Origin of the sequence: Achromobacter mucicolens, assembly GCF_902859725.1 — a bacterium.
GTDB lineage: Bacteria > Pseudomonadota > Gammaproteobacteria > Burkholderiales > Burkholderiaceae_B > Achromobacter > Achromobacter mucicolens.
Window position 1 is genome coordinate 1 of the sequence record NZ_CADIJP010000032.1, and the last position, 17,872, is coordinate 17,872.

The following is a 17,872-nucleotide window of genomic DNA, read 5'->3' on the forward strand; positions in this document are numbered from 1 at the left end:
GATGGCGCCCTGGATCAGGCCGCCGGCCTGGTTGACGATGTTGGCGGCGGTCATGACGGTGGCGTCGCGCGCGCCGATGGTGCCGCTGTTGGTGATGTCGCCGTCGGCGGCGAGCTTGACGTCGCGGCCGGCCATGAGGGTGCCGTCGCCCTTCAGGTCGCCTTCGCGCACCAAGAGGTAGACCTGCGGGACTAGCACTGTCTCGGTGGTGCCATCGGGCAGCGTGATGGTCTGCTCGACCAGCCAGACGAGGTCAGTGGTGAGCTGGCGTTGCTGGGCGTCGGTGAGCGCGGCGCCGAGTTTGATGCCGTTGTTCAGGGCGAACTGTGCACCATTGGCGAGCAGTTGCTTGTACTGGCTGTCGTTGTCGCCAAAGCCGTCCAGGAAGCGCTGGCCGGTGGTGGCGAGGATCTGGTCGGAGACGAGTTTCTGTTCGTAGAAGCCGTCGCCCAGGCGACGGGGTTCGCCGGACGGCGTGAGGAATTTTGCGCCGGCGGGGATCAGGGCGTTCAGGCCACCGGGGGTGTTGCCCAAGCCCGTCTTGATGGCGCCGGACGCGCCCGCGTTGCCGACGGGTGCGCCGGGCTGTTGCAGGAGGCCGAACAGGTAGTCGCTGGAAACGGACTCGCGGTTGCCGATGAAACGCGGGTCGGTTGCAACGACGTAGGGGGCATCGGGTGTGCCGCTGACGGCGAAGAGCTGGCTGTCGGGAATCGTGGCCGGGTTGGAGACGGTGCGCACGACGTTGCCGCCGGGCAAGCCGAGGCTGGCAACCAGGACGGGACCGGTTGCGGTGGCGCCGTTGGCGCCAGGCGCCGCGCCGCTGAGTGAGACCGACAGGTTGCCACCGGAGGTACCGACGGGCAGCTCGATGGCTTCGGCGGCGAGGGTGCGGTTGTAGTCCTCAATGTGTTCCTTGCGCTTTCTGCCGCTCGGCTGGGACAAGATGGCGCGGCCAACGCGCGTCACCACGCGCTCGCCTCCCGCTCCAATATTGTTGATGGCCGGCCCGCTTACCGACAGCGTGCCGCCAGCCGCGATCTGGCTCTTATCGTTGGTGACGGTCCCGACGAGCGTCATGGCGCCGCCAGACAGAATCTTTCCAGGATCCGATGAGATGGTGCGGGTTTCGGTGACGGTTTCCTGGACGTCGTAGATCGTGAGGGTGTACCTCATGCGATTCTGGAAATCCAGATTGAACGCCGCTATGCGCGCATCCAGCTCATCGAACGGCACCTTGTATGCGTAATGCGCTTCTTCGTAGGCCTGCCGTCGGACTTTTTCCGCCGCATAGCAAGCGCCGTCGTTCGCGCGGCATGGAGGATCTCGCGGTACCCACTGCGGCTCCGGGCCGACCGGCGGCGTCACACCGAAGACGGCCCAGACTCGCTCATCGGTACCGTACGGGTGTGTTACCGGCGGGTACACCCAGTTGTCCCCAAACCGAGTTTCGGGCGTACAAACTTCGATGTCATTCGTGATTGAACAAAGAATTCTGCGCGGGACCTCGACCCGTGCGATGGGCCCCTCATCATCCGTAATGCCCGTGTACCAAGGCGCGTAATCGAAGGGAGGACCATATCGAGAGGCGGGATAGTTGTCGGACGGAAGCAAGAACCCGTGCTGGGAGTCGTTTTCAAGAAGGTCGACGCCCTTTTCGCACCTTGGGCGATCTTTGACGCAGAACCAGTTGGATTCCATGTCGTACATTTCGGTGGAGCCGGCCGGCGTCACGTACACCTTCGGCACGGTCAACACCGGCACAACTTCGCTGGCGTAATTTGTATTGATGTTCTGCAGCGACACCGCGGATATCACCGCGTTCCCTGCAGCCTCAATCGTCGCCGACGCATTGACGAGCGACGCAGCTTGCCCGATCGCCTTGCGATTCGCGTCCAGCGCGCTCCCGATGCGCATATCCCCGGCCGCGTAGATCAGCCCATGTTCGCGATTCACGAGCGAACCCACGCCGATATCCAGATCACCGCGGGACGCGATGACCGCACCGCCGCCGGGCCCTGCTCCGTTGACCAGTTCCCCCGCACGGATGGCGATGGAATTGCCGTAGATGCGCCCGAAGTTGTCGACGCGGCCTGCGTTGATGTTGGTCGCGCCGCCGTCGATGAGGCCCGAGTTCGTGAGGCCGTTGGTGACGTTGATGGTGTTGTTGCGTCCGGCAAGCAGCTCGCCGCTGGCTTGGTTGTTGAGCGCGTTGGCCGTGATGGTGAGGTCGCGGCCAGCGCTGACGGTGGCGCTGTTGTCCATGTTGCCGCCGACCGACATCGTCAGGTCGCGGCCGGCGGCGAGGTCGCCGGTCTGGTTGAGCGATCCGGTGTAGGTGAAGGACAGGTCTTGCGCGGATTGCAGCAGGCCCAGGCCTTGCAGCGCCTGGATCGTGACCGCGAGGCGTTCGCCGGCCAGCAACTTGCCCTGGTGGTTCTTCAGCATTGCGGCCTTGATGGTCGCGTAGCGCTCAGCGGCGATGTTTCCGCCGGTGTTGTCCAGCTCGCCGGTATCCAGCGTCAGGTCCTGGCCCGCGCTGATGGCGCCGGACTGGTTGTTGATGCCACCGGCGACGATGGTGGCCGTCTTGGCCAGCACGCCTTTGGGCGGGATGCCTGCGGCGGTCAGCGTGGCGCGGTTGTCCAGGCTGGCGGCGTTCAGGGTCAGGGTGTCGTCGGCCTGAATCAGGCCGCCTTGATTGTCGACAGCGCCGGTCGCAACCAGGGTGAGATTCGCGCCCGCCAGCGTGCCGCCGGCATTGCCGATGCGCGAGGCATCGATGCGTGCATCGCCCGCGGCGGCGATCAGGCCGGCGGTGTTATCCAGTTCGCCGCTCAGTTTGACGACTGCCTCGCCGGCAGACGTGATCTTGCCGTCTTGATTGCGCAAGTTGGCGGCGGCGATGTCGACGCTGCCGCCGTGCAGGACGGCATTGCGCGTGGTGATGTCGCCAGAGGTCGTGAGCCCGAGCTTGCCGACGGCCGAGACGTTGCCGCCGGACAGGTCCATGCCGCCTGCGGCCAGGGTCATGTCCTTGCCGGCCGCGCTGATGCCCGGGTGCGTGATAAAGGCTGCGGTCAAGTTGACGCTGCCGGGCAGGCTGAGCGTGCCGTCGTCGCCGACGCCGGCGATGAAGCGGCCGCTGTTATTCAGCGCGTTCTTCGCCGTGGCGGTGACGTCGCTACCCGCGAGCACCGAGCCGGTGTTGTTCAGGCCCGTGTCTGACACCAGGTAGGCCGCGCCTGCCGCGGACACAATGCCTGCGTTCTTCAAGAGGCCGCCGGACTGGAGGTCAATGTCCGCGGCGGATTGGATGCGACCGTTGGCCGTGGTTGAGAGCGCACCCTGGGCATCGATGGTGACGTTGCCGGCCTGGGTGGCCGCGATGCCGCCCAGCGTGGCGTCGCCGCCCGCGCGCAGCGTCATACCTTGTCCGGCGGCAGCCGAACCCATGACGTTCAGCGCGCCGCCCGCGGTGGCGGTCAGCGCGGCGTCCGCTTGCAGGTTGGAGGCCGAGCCCGTGACGAGATCGCCGTGTTCCGTCTCCAGCTTCAGGTCGCCTTCCAACGCGGCCACGGTGCCGTTGAGGGTCATGCCGCTGCCCGCGCTGAGGGTTTGCGTGATGCCGGCGAGCATGCTGCCGGCGGCAAGCAATGTGCCTTGCGCGGTGGACGTGAGCGTACCTGCGGCTTGCGCCAGGCCTGCCGCACCAACCGCGACATTGCGGCCAGTCAGGGTCAGATTCGCATCACTGGCAGCGGTGCCGTCCACGCGCGCATCGCGCGCAGCCGACAGCATCATGTCGCCCACGGACGCCAACGCCCCGGCGGCGCTGACGTCGCGTTGGGCTTGCGCCGTGAGGGTGCCCGCCGCCTGCAACTGCGCGCCCTGCTTGGCGATCACATCGCGACCGGTAACCAGCAAATTGCCCGCGCCCGCCTCGCCCAGCGCGGCCGCCGTGCCGCCCAGGCGTGCATCGCCGGACGCCGCGAGCGTGAGGCCGCCGCCTGCGACGATGACCCCGTCGGACGCCAGGTCGGCGCCCGATTGCGCGGTGAGGTTCTGCGCGGCCTGCATGCGGCCAGTGGCGCCGACGCGCAATTGCCCGCCCGCGTCGGCGGTCAGGTTGCCGGCAAGCGCCGCCACGGTGCCGTCGACGCCCAGATTGCGCTGTGCCGTCAGGCTTGCGGGCGTGCCCGCCGTGACGAGGCCGGTCACAAAGAGATCCCGGGCGGCCTGGGCTTGCAGCAGCCCTGCCTGACCCGCGGCAGGTTCCGCGGTGCCTGCGGTGCCGGCGACGCGCAGGTCCTGGCCTGCGCCTAGGAAAAGATTGGCGTTGCCTTGCGCCAGCCCGCTCTGGCCCACCGTCAGGTCCGTGCCCGCTTCGGCGCGCAGGGTGCCGTTGGCGACCGTCTTGCCGTTCAGTTCGGCGTGGGAATCTGCGGAAAGATGAATGTCGGCTTCACCGGAGACGGCGCCATTTGCGAGCAGGTTGCCGCCAGCCTGGGCAGTCAATTGCTGGGCGGCCTGAAGGGTGCTGGCCGACCCGAGCGTCATGTCGCCGCCGCTAACGGCCTGAAGCGTGCCAGCGTCGGCCAGTAGCGTGCCGTCCACCCGCAGACTGCCTTGCGTAGTGATCTGCGCGGATTGGCCCGCGATGAGGGCACCCGCCAGCGACGCGTCGCCTGCCATGGCCGTCACCGAGCCGTCCGCTTGCTGGCGTGAGGCGGAAGCTGTCGCGAGAGTTTTGCCCGCCTGCACCTGCAGATCGCCAGTCGCGAGCGTTGCGCCATCAAGCGTCATGTCGCGCGCCGCCTGCATCGACAGGTCTTTCAGCGACGTGACCTTGCCCAGGCTTTGCAGGCTGCCGCCAGCCGTCAGGCCAACGGGACCGGCCGCCGCCAACTGTGCATTCGCGCCGAGGGCGACGTCGCCGTCGGTCAAGACGGTCATGCTTCCGGAAGCGGCCGTGATCGCGCCGTCGACCGCTAGCGTCTGGCCCGCCGTCAGCGCAGTGTTGCCGTTGGCGCGGAGCGTGCCGGCCAGCGTCATGCCGGCGCCCGCCTTGGCGGCAATCTCGCCTTCGGCGTCCCACTGCGCGGGCGCGTCCATGCGCAGATCGCGCGCCGCGTCAATGCCGATGCGGCCGGTGGCGGACGCCTTGCCCGTCACCCGTGCGTCGCGCCCGGCCATCAGCGATAAGTCGCCGCGCGCGCCGACAAGGCCGCCCAGGTTCAGGTCCGCGCCCGCACGGACCTGGGCGGGTCCACCCGATTGAATCTGAGCGGTCGCCCCCGTTGTCAGATCGCCGCCAGCCCGCGCGTGCAACGCGCCCGCGGCGGTGACTTGGCCAGGCAGCACCATGTCGCGGCCCGACTTGAGCTCGACCGCGCCCGTGGCGGTGACCAGACCGCTGGAGTTCGTGCCGACTTGCGCCGCGTCGTTGGCGGTGCCCGCCGTGCCGCCGCTCCCCGCGTTCGAACCGCCCGCCGCCGACCCGGAGCCCGAGCCCGAGCCCGAACCGGAACTCGAACCACCGGAGCCCGAGTTCCCCGCGCCTGCTCCACCGCCCGGCGGCATCCCTCCCGGCGCGATCTCGCCGCCGATCCGCACATTGCGCGCGGATTCAACCCGAACGTCTTGCCCGCCCATCAGCAGCGAGCCGCCCAACGACAGATCCTGCCCGGCCGCGACACGCAGCGCGCCCTGCGTCTGCACCGCGGCCTGCGCGGCAACGCTTACGTTGCCTGCCGCGTTCACATCGATCGAACCGCCCGCGCCCACCGCCCCCGTGATCGCGGCATTGCGGCCAGCGGCCAGCGCCACGTTGTCCGCGGCTTGCGCGGCGCCGTCCACCGACACGTCACGCCCGGACGCCAGGCGCAGATCCCGCGCTGCTTGCACGGCGGCGCTGGGCGCGATGCGGACGTCGCCCGACGCGCTGACTTCCAGGTCGCCGGTCAGTGCAACCAGGTTGCCGCCCACGTTCACGCCGACGCCGGCCTCGGTGCCGATCAGCCGGATGCTGTTGGCGTACATGCCGCCCAATGCCGCGGTGTCCAGCGCCACGACGGGCGCCGGGCCCTCGCCGGTGCCAGCGGTCGCGTTGCCGCTGGCGTAGTCCACGCGCGCCGCGCCCGCCGTGACGTTGAGCCGGTCGGCCCAGACGCCAGCGTTGATCTCCAGCGTCCGGGCGATGAGGTCGACCTGGCTGGCGGCGGTGCCGTTCAGCCCCTGGCCCTCGACGCGCAGCTTGCCGCCAGCCACTTCCAGCGCGATGTTGCCGTCAGGCCCCACCTGCGGACGGCCCGTGGTCAGCGTGGCGCGATCGGCGTTCAGAAAGCCGCAACCGTTGCAGGTGATGCCTGCCGGATTGGCGACGATGACATTGGCGCGGTTGCCAGCGACTTCAAGCGTGCCCATCAGTTGCGACGGGTTGGGCGCGGTGACCTGGTTCAGGATGGTGGTGGCGCGCTGGTTGCCCAACATGACATTGCCGGCCACCTGGCCGGCCAGTTGCGTCTGGCTGGCGCCGCCGCTGTTGTTCAGCACCACGCCGGACGGTCCCACGTTGAACTGCGTGTAGCGGTTGTTGGACACGCCGCCCGCCGACGGCGGCGCGATGTTGACGACCGGTACGCCGTTGGTGACGCCCACGATCGGCTTTTGCCCGGCCACGTTCTTGTCGACGGAAATCGGCAGCGTCTGCGCCAGCACGGGCGTCCAGACCTGCGTGAAGACGATGGACCAGACAATCAACGAACGAAGCTTGGACATCATGCGCACCTGACGGGGAACAGCGGATTTAGAACTCGAACATCACGGCCATCGCGAAGACGGTGGACGCGGTTTTGAGCGATTCGGGTTTTTTGAGCGGCCAGCCGGCCGAGAGGTCGTAGCTGGCGCTGACATAGGGAATGGATAGGCGGCCGCGCAATCCCGCGACCGCGCCGACCAGCGTCCGGCCGGACAGGTACTCGGCGGACGGGCCGCCCACGCGCCCGACGTCCAAGCCGGTATAGAGCTGCTGGCCGGCAAGGCCGGTCAGATCGTCCAGGTTGAACGACAGATCGTTGCGCAGCGTCCAGCCGTCTTCGGCGGCGAGCGTCATCTGGCCATCGAAGCCGCGCACGGCGTAGCGGTTGCCGATCGTGAAGTAGTCGGCCGGCACGATGGCCGTCTTGGCGTGCTGGATCTGCCAGGTGGCCTGATAGGCAAGGGATTGTCCGGCAACCTGGAACGGCAGATACGCGCCCGCGTTGGCGGTAAGAATCGTGCTTCGCCCGTTCCAGTCCGGGTCGCCGTAGATGTAGCCGGGCTCGTCGGAGAACTGAGGCAGCGTGCCGCGCACGCCGCCGCCGATGTCCAGCACGGCCCGGCCGACGTAATGGCGATGCCCGTAGCCGATCTCGTAGCCCGTGACGTCGCGCCGCTGCACGTCGATGGCCACGTCGTTCAGGGTGCTGTCGGTGCGCTTGCGCAGCACGGTGAGCGACAGGTTGCCCTTGTAGGAGGTACCCCGGTACGGCACGACCGATACGCCTGCCTGGATCTGCTTGGTGGTGCCGCCGTAGACGATGGGTTCTTCGAAGCCGGCGACCGTCTGGCGGTATGTGGACTTGCTGGCGCCCGCGAAGACGGTCCAGTAGCCGAACGGCACGTTGTAGTTGATGGAAGCTGCGCGCGTGTGGGAGTCGGCGTCGCGCCAGTGCGCATTGCTGTTCCACGAGACCGACAGCTGGTCGTAAAGGAACAGTGGGGAATCAAGGGTGAGGCCGGCATTGATTTGATACTTGCCCACCGTATCCATGCCGCCGTTGTCGCCGCCCAGGTAGCCATGCCAGCGCTTGCCGGTGCCGGGCTTGATGAGAATGTCCGAGTCGCCCAGTTCGGGACCGGGCGCGATATCGATGGCGGCGTCGGCCTGGCTGCCCAGCCGCCTGATGTTCTCAAGCGCCTGGTCCAGATCACGCTGATTCAGTTCGCCGCCGGGGCCGGTCGGCAACGCCGTGCGCCACCAACCGATGCCGTCCTGGCTTTGGACGGCGGAGATGCGGCCTGGCAGATAACGCAGCGTCAGCGACCCGTCCGCAAGCGACTGCTCGGGCACGACGACGCGCGCGGTGACAAGGCCGTCGTCGATCAGCAAGCCGATCAGGTGTTCTTGCAGCGCCCGCAACCCGCGGCCGCCCACGCATTCGCCCAGCACGATGGCCGTGGCGCGCGCCAGGAGATCCGGCGGTTCGGGGCCTTCCCAGATCACTTCCCGCAAGACGAAGCACGGGGTTTCGGGGGGAAGGGTCAACCCGCCCGGCTGGGGCGCCGAGGGCGCTGACAGCACGTCGGGACGCTCTGCCGCCCGAGCGCGTTGAGCATCGATTTCCTGCTCCTGCCTGCGCTGGATTTCTGTCGCGCGCTGCGCGGCCTCAGGGGCGGATTGCGCCCACGCCGAACTGATGCCCGCGCCGGCGCAAAGCGCCGCCCAAATCAACCATGCTCCGTGAAAGTGATGCGATCCGCTCATACGTCTGGACGCTTCGGCCATCCGCCGTGCGTCGTCTCCTGTTGATCGATTGGGGCTGAATTTTGCCGCGCAATACCGTTTATTACAATATATATCTATTGTTTCTTTATTGAATTCTTCGCTATTGCCCCGCTTTGTCGTTCGTATGGCTCTGATTGCCGTCTTTTATTGATATTTCTTAAAGACGGAACTCGGGCACGTAACAAATCGACTTCGCACATGTGCGCTGGCAGCTACATCAGCCGCCTTTTTAAATCGCTGCCTAAGCCGCAGAAATCAGAGAACTCTGAAATATCGGGCCGGGTTAACCCGAATGCCGGCATATCTACAAATCGTCAATAATTCGCCAACGTTTTGTCGTTGATCCGTCCCTTTGCTTTGCCTTGCCCATGCCTGTATCCGTTCGGGACGCCATCGTTTCGTCTTCCCACCTCGCGTCTTCCGCGCCTGAGCTGTCGGAGGTCGAATTCGGCCTGATCATCGCGTCGCATGCCTTTAACCGGTGGATGGTGCGCTGCATGGCCTGCGCGGGGCTGCCCGAACTGACGTCGCTGGATATCCTGGTGCTCAACCACGTATTCCACCGGGGCCGGGGCAAGAAACTGGCTGACATCTGCTTCACACTCAATGTCGAAGACACCCATCTGGTGAATTACTCGCTCAAGAAGCTTGAGCGCCTGGGCGTCGTCCAAAGCGCCAAGACGGGCAAGGAAGTGATCTACACCACCACCGACGCCGGCGCGGCCGCCATCCAGCGTTACGCCGAAGTGCGCGAGCAGTGCCTCGTCAAGCCGTTCATCGACTCCCCCGCCGCCGACAACGCCAGTCATCAACTGGCCAACACCTTGCGTGCTCTTTCGGGCCTGTACGACCAGGCCGCCCGCGCCGCCACCTCGCTGTGAGAATCCACGTTGTCTAGCATTCCTGTTTCCGCCCCCGCACCGCTGCTGTCCGTGCGCGGCGTATCGGTCGATTTCAATACCGACACCGGCGGGTTTCGCGCCGTCGACAACCTGGATTTCGACGTGCGGCCCGGCCGCACGCTGGCGATCGTGGGCGAGTCTGGTTCGGGCAAGTCCGTCACGTCGATGGCGATCATGCGCCTGACTGACTACAGCGGCGGGCGCATTTCGACCGGCCAGATCCTGTTTCGCGGCGGCAACGATCGCGAGGTCGACCTGACCCAGGCCAGCGACGAACAGATGCGCGCGATCCGCGGCAACGACATTGCGATGATCTTCCAGGAGCCGATGACGTCGCTCAATCCCGTGTTCACCATTGGCGACCAGATCGTCGAGGCGATCATGCTGCACCAGCAGTTGTCGCGTTCGGCGGCGCGCCAGTCGGCGCGAAAGCTGCTGGAAAAGGTGCGCCTGCCCGATGCCGAACAGCTGCTGGACCGCTATCCGCACCAGTTGTCGGGCGGCATGCGCCAACGCGTGATGATCGCGATGGCGCTGTCGTGCCAGCCGCGGTTGTTGATCGCCGACGAGCCTACGACGGCGCTGGACGTCACGATCCAGGCGCAGATCCTGAACACCATCCGCGAACTGCAGCGCGACCTGGGCACCGCGGTGATCTTCATTACCCACGACATGGGCGTGGTGGCCGAGATGGCGGACGACGTGGTCGTCATGCTGCGCGGCAAAAAGGTCGAGCAAGGCACGGTGCAGGAAATCTTCAACGCGCCCAAGCATCCCTACACGCGCGCGCTGCTGGCCGCCGTGCCGCGCCTGGGCAGCCTGACGGGCCGCGAGCTGCCGCTGCGCACGCCGCAGACCGTGCTGGAAGGCGACACGCTGCGCGAGGTGGGCGAGACCCGCGAACAGGACACCGCACGCTACGACAAGCCCGTGCTGCGCGTGGACAAGCTGACCACGCGCTTTGACGTGGGCCACAACCTGTTCGGCCGCGTTACGCACCGGGTGCATGCGGTCGAGCAGGTCAGTTTTGACGTCTATCCCGGCGAGACGCTGGCGCTGGTGGGCGAATCTGGCAGCGGCAAGTCCACCATCGGCAAGACCTTGCAGCAGCTCGTGGCGCCCACGTCCGGCGCGGTGCGCTACAACGGGCAGGACATTTTCTCGATGGACAGCGCGGGACGCCAGCGCCTGCGCCAGGAGATCCAGTACATCTTCCAGGATCCGTACGCGTCGCTGGATCCGCGCAAGACCGTGGCCTTCAGCATCGCCGAGCCGATCCGCACGCATGGCTTGCTGAGCGGCGAAGACGCCATCGCGCGGCGCGTGGGCGAGCTATTGGAACAGGTGGGCCTGAAGCCCGAGCACGCCACGCGCTATCCGCATGAGTTCTCGGGCGGCCAGCGCCAGCGGGTGTGCATCGCGCGCGCGCTGGCCAGCAATCCCAAACTGATCATCGCGGACGAGTCCGTGTCGGCGCTGGACGTGTCGATTCAGGCGCAGATCCTGAACCTGCTGATGGATCTGCAAAAGGATCGCGGACTGTCGTACCTGTTCATCACGCACGACATGGCGGTGGTGGAAAAGGTGAGCCACCGCGTCGCCGTGCTGTACCTGGGCCAGATCGTCGAACTGGGCACGCGCCGCCAGATCTTCGAATCCCCGCAGCACGCCTACACGCGCAAGCTGCTGGCAGCCGTCCCGGTTGCCGAGCCCGGCCGCCATATCGACACTTCCCTGATCGAGGGCGAGATCCCCAGCCCGGTGCGCCGCGTGGGCGATGAGCCCGCGATCGTTCCCCTCTTTGAGTTTGCGCCCGGCCACCAGGTCGCCCGCGCCACCTGAACCCCTTTTATCCGTCGGTCCGACCCGATTTCCCGTCCCTGGAGGCGACCATGCACTTCCTTCGCACCACCCTCTCCGCCACCGCGCTGACGCTGGCCCTTGCCGCCGCGCTGCCTGTGTCGACGGCGCACGCCGCCGGCACGCTCAATGTGGCCATCAACCAGGATCCGGGAAGCTGGGATCCGATCGACACGTTCGTGACGTTCTGGGGTTCGGTCGGCAGCAACCTGTACGACGGCCTGACCATGCGCGGCGCCGATCTGAAGCTGCAGCCGGGCCTTGCCACCAGCTGGGAATATCTGGACGACCACAAGCGCCTGCGCTTCAAGCTGCGCGAAGGCGTCAAGTTCCATAATGGCGAGCCTTTCAATGCCGAGGCGGTCAAGTTCACGTTCGACCGCCTGCTGGGCGCGGAAGGCGCCAAGGGCCCGCAGAAGTCGAACTACGACTCGATCGGCGAGGTCAAGGTGGTGGCCCCGTACACGGTCGACTTCATCCTGAAGCAGCCGGACCCCGTGCTGTTGACGAAGCTGGCGGGCTACGGCGCGATGATCGTGCCGCCCAAGTACATCACGGAAAAGGGCGAAGACAACTTCAACACGCATCCGGTCGGCACCGGCCCGTTCAAGTTCGACAGCTACCAGCCCAAGGTCAACGTGACGCTGGCGCGTAACGACGAATACTGGGGCGGCAAGCCCAAGCTGGACAAGGTGGTGTATCGCTTCATCGGCGAACCCGGCACGCAGGTCGCCGAATTGCAGGCCGGCCGCATCGACATCGCCACGCTGATCCCGCTGGGCCTGATCGAAACGGTCAAAAAGTCGGGCAACGCCGACGTCATCTCCACGGGCGGCCCGGTAGCCTTCGCGCTGCGCTACAACACCAAGAACGGCATCACGCAGCATCGCGACGTGCGCCGTGCGCTGATCATGGCGGTCGATCGCGACGCCATCGTCAAGCAGCTCCTGCTGGGCCAGGCCAAGACCATCGCCAGCTTCCAGGGTCCGCAGTCGTTCGGCTACAACCCCGAGCAAAAGCCCCTGCCTTTCAATCCCGCCGAAGCCAAGAAGCTGCTGGCGGCCGCCGGCGTGAAGCCGGGCGCCACGGTGCAGATTGACGTGCGCGGCAGCGACTCGAACTTCCGCGAAGTGGCGCAGGCCGTGTCCGGCTACCTGCAAGGCGTGGGCGTGCGCGCCACCATCAAGCCGTATGAAACCGGCGTGCTGCTCAACGACATCATTCCCGGCGGCAAGACCGGCGAAATGTGGCAGAACCAGTGGGGCGGCTGGACGTACGACTACGACAACACGGCGTACCTGATGTACCACTCGGGCCAGAAGTGGAATCCGTACGACAACGATCCCAAGCTGAACGCGATGCTGGAAGCGCAGCGCACGGTCTATGACGTGAAAAAGCGCGAAGCGATGCTGCACGAGATCGCCGCGTACGTGGCCGACCAGGCGCTGGAAATGCCGCTGTACAGCCTGAACACGATCGTGGGCGTGAACAAGCGTGTGAAGAACCTGGAAGTCCCGGGCGACATCCGCTTCCGTTTCCTGGATACGGCCGTAGAGTAAGTCCCCCCCCGAGCGCTTTGCGCTTCCCCCCAGGGGGCATGCCAGCGGACCGGCAGAGCCCGGATCCGCGGCATCCCGCTTGGGGTGTGCCTCGTTGAGGCATTGGTGCGAATCGATGCCGCGTTAACACCCTATTCCCGCCACGGCGCAAGCCGTTGCGGCGCCTTATGACCGGATTTCTCATCAAACGCGTGTTGCAGGCGGTCTTCGTGATCGTGGCCGTGACGCTGCTTGTTTCTTATGCTGTGCGCCTGACCGGCGACCCTGCGCTGATGCTCAGCCAGGGGTCCGGCAGCGTGACCGAACAGGATCTGGCCAACATCCGGCAGGCGCTCGGGCTGAACCGGCCGTTCCACGAGCAGTACCTGTCGTACATGCAAGGCCTGCTGCACGGCGATTTCGGGCGCAGCTTCATGGGCGGCACTTCGGTCGCCAAGCTGATCGGCGACGCCCTGCCGGCCACGCTGATGCTGGCCTTCACGTCGCTCATCGCGTCCATCCTGATTTCGCTGCCGCTGGGCATCCAGGCCGCCATCAAGCGCGGCAAGCCCACCGATCAGGCGATCCGCATCCTGTCGCTGGTGGGGTTGTCGTTTCCCAACTTCTGGCTGGCGCTGATGCTGGTGCTGCTGCTGTCGATCACTTTCCCGCTGCTGCCGCCGTCCGGCTGGAGCGGTCCAGCCAGCCTGGTGCTGCCGTCGCTGACGATGGCGATCATCCTCAGCGCCACCAACATCCGCCTGGTGCGCACGACGATGCTGGAAACGCTGTCCGCGCAATACATCATGGTGGCGCGCAGCAAGGGGCTGAAAGAGCGCGTCGTGTTGTACAAGCACGCGCTGCGCAATTGCGCCATTCCGCTGATCACGTACCTGGGCCTGCAGTTCGGCGGGCTGATCGGCGGCATCGTGGTGATCGAGATGGTCTTCAACTGGCCCGGGCTGGGCACGCTGGCGTTCGACGCCATCTCGGGCCGCGACTATCCGGTGCTGCAAGGCACGGTCACCGTGCTGGCCACCGTCATCGTCCTGGTCAACCTGATCGTCGACATCGCCTACGGCATCGTCGATCCCCGTATCCGCACGCGCTGAGCATCATGCAGACAACCACTTCCCCCGCCGCCCCGAAGGCCATGAAGCCGCGCAGCCGCTATCGCTCGCTGGAGTTCGTGCTGGGCGCGCTTCTGACCGGCGTCATGGTCCTGCTCGTGCTGGCGTCCGGCTGGCTGTTTCCGGACGGCGGCGAATCCATGGACCTGGCCGCGCGCCTGATGGCGCCGTTCTCGTCGGCCGCCCACCCGTTCGGCACGGACCCGCTGGGCCGCGACGTGCTGGCGCGCGTGATCGTTGGCGGCAAGATCTCGCTGCTGGTGGGCTTTGCCTCGGTGCTGGGCGGCGCGCTGCTGGGCATCATCATGGGTCTCATTGCCGGCTACTACCGCGGCTTCTGGGACATGATCGTCATGCGCTTTGCCGACGTGCAACTGGCGCTGCCCTTCATCCTGGTCGCCATTACCTTCATCGCCATCCTGGGCGGCGGCCTGTTCAACGTCATCTTTTTCATGATCGTGTCGCAATGGGTGCAGTACGCTCGTCTGGTGCGTGCGCAGGTGCTGGCGCTGCGCGAGCGTGAATTCGTGCTGGCTGCGCGCGCCTTCGGCGTGCGCGACCTGGCGATGATCCGCCACCACATCGTGCCCAATCTGCTGGGTCCGCTGGTGATCCTGATGACCCTGAACGTGGCCAACAACATCCTGCTGGAAAGCAGCCTGACCTTCCTGGGTCTGGGCGTCGATCCCATGATCCCGAGCTGGGGCGGTATGCTTGCCGATGGCCGCACGTACATGCAGACGGCCTGGTGGGTCAGCGTCTTTCCTGGCCTTGCCATCATGCTGACGGTGCTGGGCCTGAACCTGCTGGGCGACTGGCTGCGCGACCGCCTGGATCCGACCGGCAAGGTCTGAAGAATCGATCCGCACCCTGGTGCGGAAGGAATATTGAGTATGTCGTTGCTGGACAAGAGTTTCGATCGCACGCTGGACGCCTGGACGCACGCCTACATGGCGCCGGCCTGGCGCGGCGCGGTCGTGGAAGGCTGGCTGTTCGAGAGCGCCCAAGCCCGCCGCGCCGCGCAAGACCGGCTGCAACAGGCAGGCGTGACGGCGCGCTTTCGCAGCGCCTACAAGCCGCTGCTGCACTATTTCCTTGAAGAGGTCGAGCACGACGGGCTGATCTCGGCCGAGATCCGCTATCCCTTGCACGAGCACGCGCAGGCCAAACGCTTCACGCTCGAAGCCTACCCCCTTGTCGCGCTGCTGAAGGACGTCCGCGTCACGATGCTGCCCGGCGCGAACGACCTGCACTACGACGTCACCCTGGGCTATGCCGACGGCCGCAAGCTCGACGCCCGCGTCTTCGCGCCCAATCAGCTTGGGCACGCGGCGGACGGCACGCCAGAGCTGTCGCCCACCGGCTGGCTGCGGGTGCGCGACGCAAACGGCGGGGTGCAGACCGATTCCGCGCAGGCCACCGAGTACCAGTTGCTCTTTCGCAGCATCATGGACACGGTGCGCACCCACACCTGGGGCGCGCACGAGCCGTACTTCGACCGGCTGGAGATTCGCGTCGACCTGCCCGGCATCGACTTCGCGCTGCCGGTGGACGAGGAAATCGTCAGCACCTTCGAGGCGCTGCACGAAGACATCTATTTCTCGCTGCTCGAGCACTTCCAGCAACACTCCGGCCGCCCGTCCGGCGACCGGGGCCTGCAACCCGGCCAGATCATTCCCGACATCCGCCGCCACGATGGCGCGCCGCGCGTGCAGATCTCGGTGGAGCCCTTTGCCCCCGTCGCGCCCGCGACGCCGGCGGCGCCTGCCGGTCCGCTGGCGCAGGTGCGCGAGCCGCTGTCGGCCGCGCAGATCGCCGGGTGCATGGCGGCCTTTGGCGGCGACACCTTCCAGGCCGTGTCCCGGCAGGGCCGTCCGGTACTGGGCACCTATGTGCGCGGCCCGGGTCCAGCCGTCTTCATTTCGGGCGCGCAGCACGCCAATGAAACCTCCGGCGTGGTGGGTGCCCTGCGCGCGGCGCAGACGCTGGCCGCGCGCGGCGATGCGCATTTTGCGCTGATCGCCTCCGAGAATCCCGATGGCTACGCGCTGTTCAACCGGCTGCGCGAGCAGCATCCCCGCCACATGCTGCACGCCTCGCGCTACAGCGCGCTGGGCGACGACATCGCCTACCGCGAGCGCGCGCCGTTCTTCGAGCGCGAAGGCCGGCATCAGGCGCATGCGATCAGCGGCGCGCAGTTGCACATCAACCTGCACGGCTATCCCGCGCACGAATGGACGCGTCCGCTGTCGGGCTACCTGCCGCGTCACTTTGAGCTGTGGACCATCCCCAAGGGGTTCTTCCTGGTGCTGCGCCATCATCCGGGTTGGGGCGACCGCGCCCGGAATCTGATCGAAGGCGTCACCGCGAGGCTTGCCCGCAACGTGCCGGGGCTGGTGGAATTCAACGCGCGGCAACTTGAACTCTTTCACGCACACGCGCTGGAAAAGGGATTCGACGTGCTCAACGGCATTCCCGTACAGGTCACGGAAACCGATCGTGAAGAATTGCCAATGGCGCTCATCTCGGAGTTTCCGGATGAAACGGTCTACGGAGACCGATTCGTTTTCGCGCATACTGTGCAGATGGAAACCGTCCTGGCGGCCACCGATCTGTATCGCGCGGGACTGTAGACGCCTGGATCCCGCCGCTTGAACCCGCAATAAAAAAATGAACATCCGAGAACGCAACCACGGCGACGATCTGGCCCTGGTGGACATCTGGCTCCGTTCGGTGCGCGCCACCCACACTTTTCTGACGGAAAAGGAAATCCAGGCCATGTACCCGAAGGTGCTGAACACGTACCTGCCGTCGGTAAGGGTCTGGGTCTGTGAGGACGATGCCGGCGAAGTCGCCGGCTTCATGGGCCTGACCGGCAACAAGGTCGAAATGCTGTTCGTGGATGCCAACAAGCGCGGCAAGGGAGCCGGCCGCCGGCTGCTTAACTTTGCGCGCTCGCTGCATGGCACGCTGCTGGTCGACGTGAACGAGCAGAATCCGCAGGCGCACGGGTTCTACAAGCACTACGGATTTCAGGACGTGGGACGCTCGGCCCACGACGACGCCGGCCGCCCTTTTCCCATCATCCACATGAAGCTGGCCGGTTAAGGCAACGCGTTCAGGCGCCGCCCGCTTCGTGCCGGGCGCGCCACGCTTTCAAGGCCTCGCGATAGCGGTCCATGGCCTCGTCATACAGGTCGTAGACGCAGGGAATGCATCCGCTGTTGCAGCATTCGCCGGGCTCGGGGCGTTCAGGCGGAACGGGCGGCGGATCGTCCTCCGGGGAATTCTTCTTGCTCATGGCGCCATGTTAGCGCTGCGCGTCATGCGCCGGCACGGCGTTCACACGCCTTCGCGCTTGCGCCAATCCGCGCGGCGGATTTCGTAACAGACCTTGGGCTCCGGCGCGTCGTTCGTCATGCCGACGTAACGCAGCCCCGTCTTTTCCATGACGCGCTGCGACGCCAGGTTTGAGCGCAGCGCCACGGCGCCCAGCACGTCCACCGGCAGCAGGCGAAACCCCAGCCCGATCAGCGCGCGGGAAATCTCCGCCGCAAAGCCTTTACCCCAACAGTCGGGATGCAGCGCATAGGCAAGCTCCACGCTGGCCCGGCCGGGCGACGCCGTCGCCTTCAGCCCGGCACGGCCAGCGGGCAGGCCCGTCTCGCGGTCCTGCAGCACATACATGCCGTAGCCATGCTCGGTCCAGTGGACGATGTTCTGCGCCACGTAGCTTCGGCTGGCCGCCGCGTCGCGCGTTCCGCCCATCGACTGCATCAGATCGGCATTGGCGTGCATCTCGATCATGAACGGCAGATGCGCCTGCGACATGCGGCGCGCGTAAAGACGCAGGGTCTGGAAATCGTCGGGAAATTCGGTGGACGGCATGGCTGA

At 66.3% G+C, this 17,872-nt stretch carries 11 protein-coding genes; 7 read left to right on the plus strand and 4 right to left on the minus strand.

Annotation, left to right across the window (positions count from 1 at the left end; all coding sequences use genetic code 11):
• Together HV786_RS26160 and HV786_RS26165 are read right to left on the minus strand one after the other, a co-directional pair.
• Positions 1-6,780 (minus strand): two-partner secretion domain-containing protein (locus HV786_RS26160; RefSeq protein WP_175212039.1); only part of this gene is annotated, 6,780 nt, incomplete at its 3' end.
• Between the two features lie 28 nt (positions 6,781-6,808).
• Positions 6,809-8,527, minus strand: a complete 1,719-nt coding sequence (locus tag HV786_RS26165) for a ShlB/FhaC/HecB family hemolysin secretion/activation protein (protein WP_128828586.1) — start codon at positions 8,525-8,527, stop codon at positions 6,809-6,811.
• A gap of 389 nt (positions 8,528-8,916) precedes the next feature.
• On the opposite strand from HV786_RS26165, the gene HV786_RS26170 reads away from it, so the two are divergent.
• The 7 genes from HV786_RS26170 to HV786_RS26200 all read left to right on the plus strand — a co-directional run bounded on the left by HV786_RS26170 (position 8,917) and on the right by HV786_RS26200 (position 17,086).
• Positions 8,917-9,429 carry a winged helix DNA-binding protein gene (locus tag HV786_RS26170; protein WP_008160698.1) on the plus strand — a complete coding sequence of 171 codons (513 nt, stop codon included), beginning with the start codon at positions 8,917-8,919 and terminating at the stop codon, positions 9,427-9,429.
• 9 nt (positions 9,430-9,438) lie between these two features.
• Positions 9,439-11,292 (plus strand): ABC transporter ATP-binding protein, encoded by a 1,854-nt coding sequence (locus HV786_RS26175; RefSeq protein ID WP_217472126.1) that lies wholly within the window; start codon positions 9,439-9,441, stop codon positions 11,290-11,292.
• A 50-nt stretch (positions 11,293-11,342) separates the two neighbouring features.
• A complete protein-coding gene (locus tag HV786_RS26180; protein ID WP_128828585.1) occupies positions 11,343-12,869 on the plus strand; it encodes an ABC transporter substrate-binding protein in 1,527 nt (508 codons plus the stop codon).
• A gap of 167 nt (positions 12,870-13,036) precedes the next feature.
• Positions 13,037-13,960, plus strand: coding sequence for an ABC transporter permease (locus HV786_RS26185; protein ID WP_062840610.1), 924 nt, complete (start codon positions 13,037-13,039; stop codon positions 13,958-13,960).
• A gap of 5 nt (positions 13,961-13,965) precedes the next feature.
• A complete protein-coding gene (locus HV786_RS26190) occupies positions 13,966-14,832 on the plus strand; it encodes an ABC transporter permease (RefSeq protein WP_062840609.1) in 867 nt (288 codons plus the stop codon).
• A gap of 39 nt (positions 14,833-14,871) precedes the next feature.
• Positions 14,872-16,611 (plus strand): M14 family metallopeptidase, encoded by a 1,740-nt coding sequence (locus HV786_RS26195; RefSeq protein ID WP_175212040.1) that lies wholly within the window; start codon positions 14,872-14,874, stop codon positions 16,609-16,611.
• A 37-nt stretch (positions 16,612-16,648) separates the two neighbouring features.
• Entirely contained in the window at positions 16,649-17,086 is a 438-nt protein-coding gene (locus HV786_RS26200; RefSeq protein ID WP_056324056.1) for an acetyltransferase, read from the plus strand.
• Positions 17,087-17,096: 10 nt separating this feature from the next.
• Here the strand turns inward: HV786_RS26200 and HV786_RS26205 are convergent, their stop codons facing one another.
• Positions 17,097-17,279: an oxidoreductase-like domain-containing protein gene (locus HV786_RS26205; protein ID WP_128828587.1), complete on the minus strand. Its 183-nt coding sequence runs from the start codon at positions 17,277-17,279 to the stop codon at positions 17,097-17,099.
• 41 nt (positions 17,280-17,320) lie between these two features.
• Complete coding sequence (locus HV786_RS26210) at positions 17,321-17,866, minus strand: GNAT family N-acetyltransferase (protein ID WP_128828588.1); 546 nt, start codon at positions 17,864-17,866, stop codon at positions 17,321-17,323.
• Positions 17,867-17,872 lie beyond the last annotated feature (6 nt).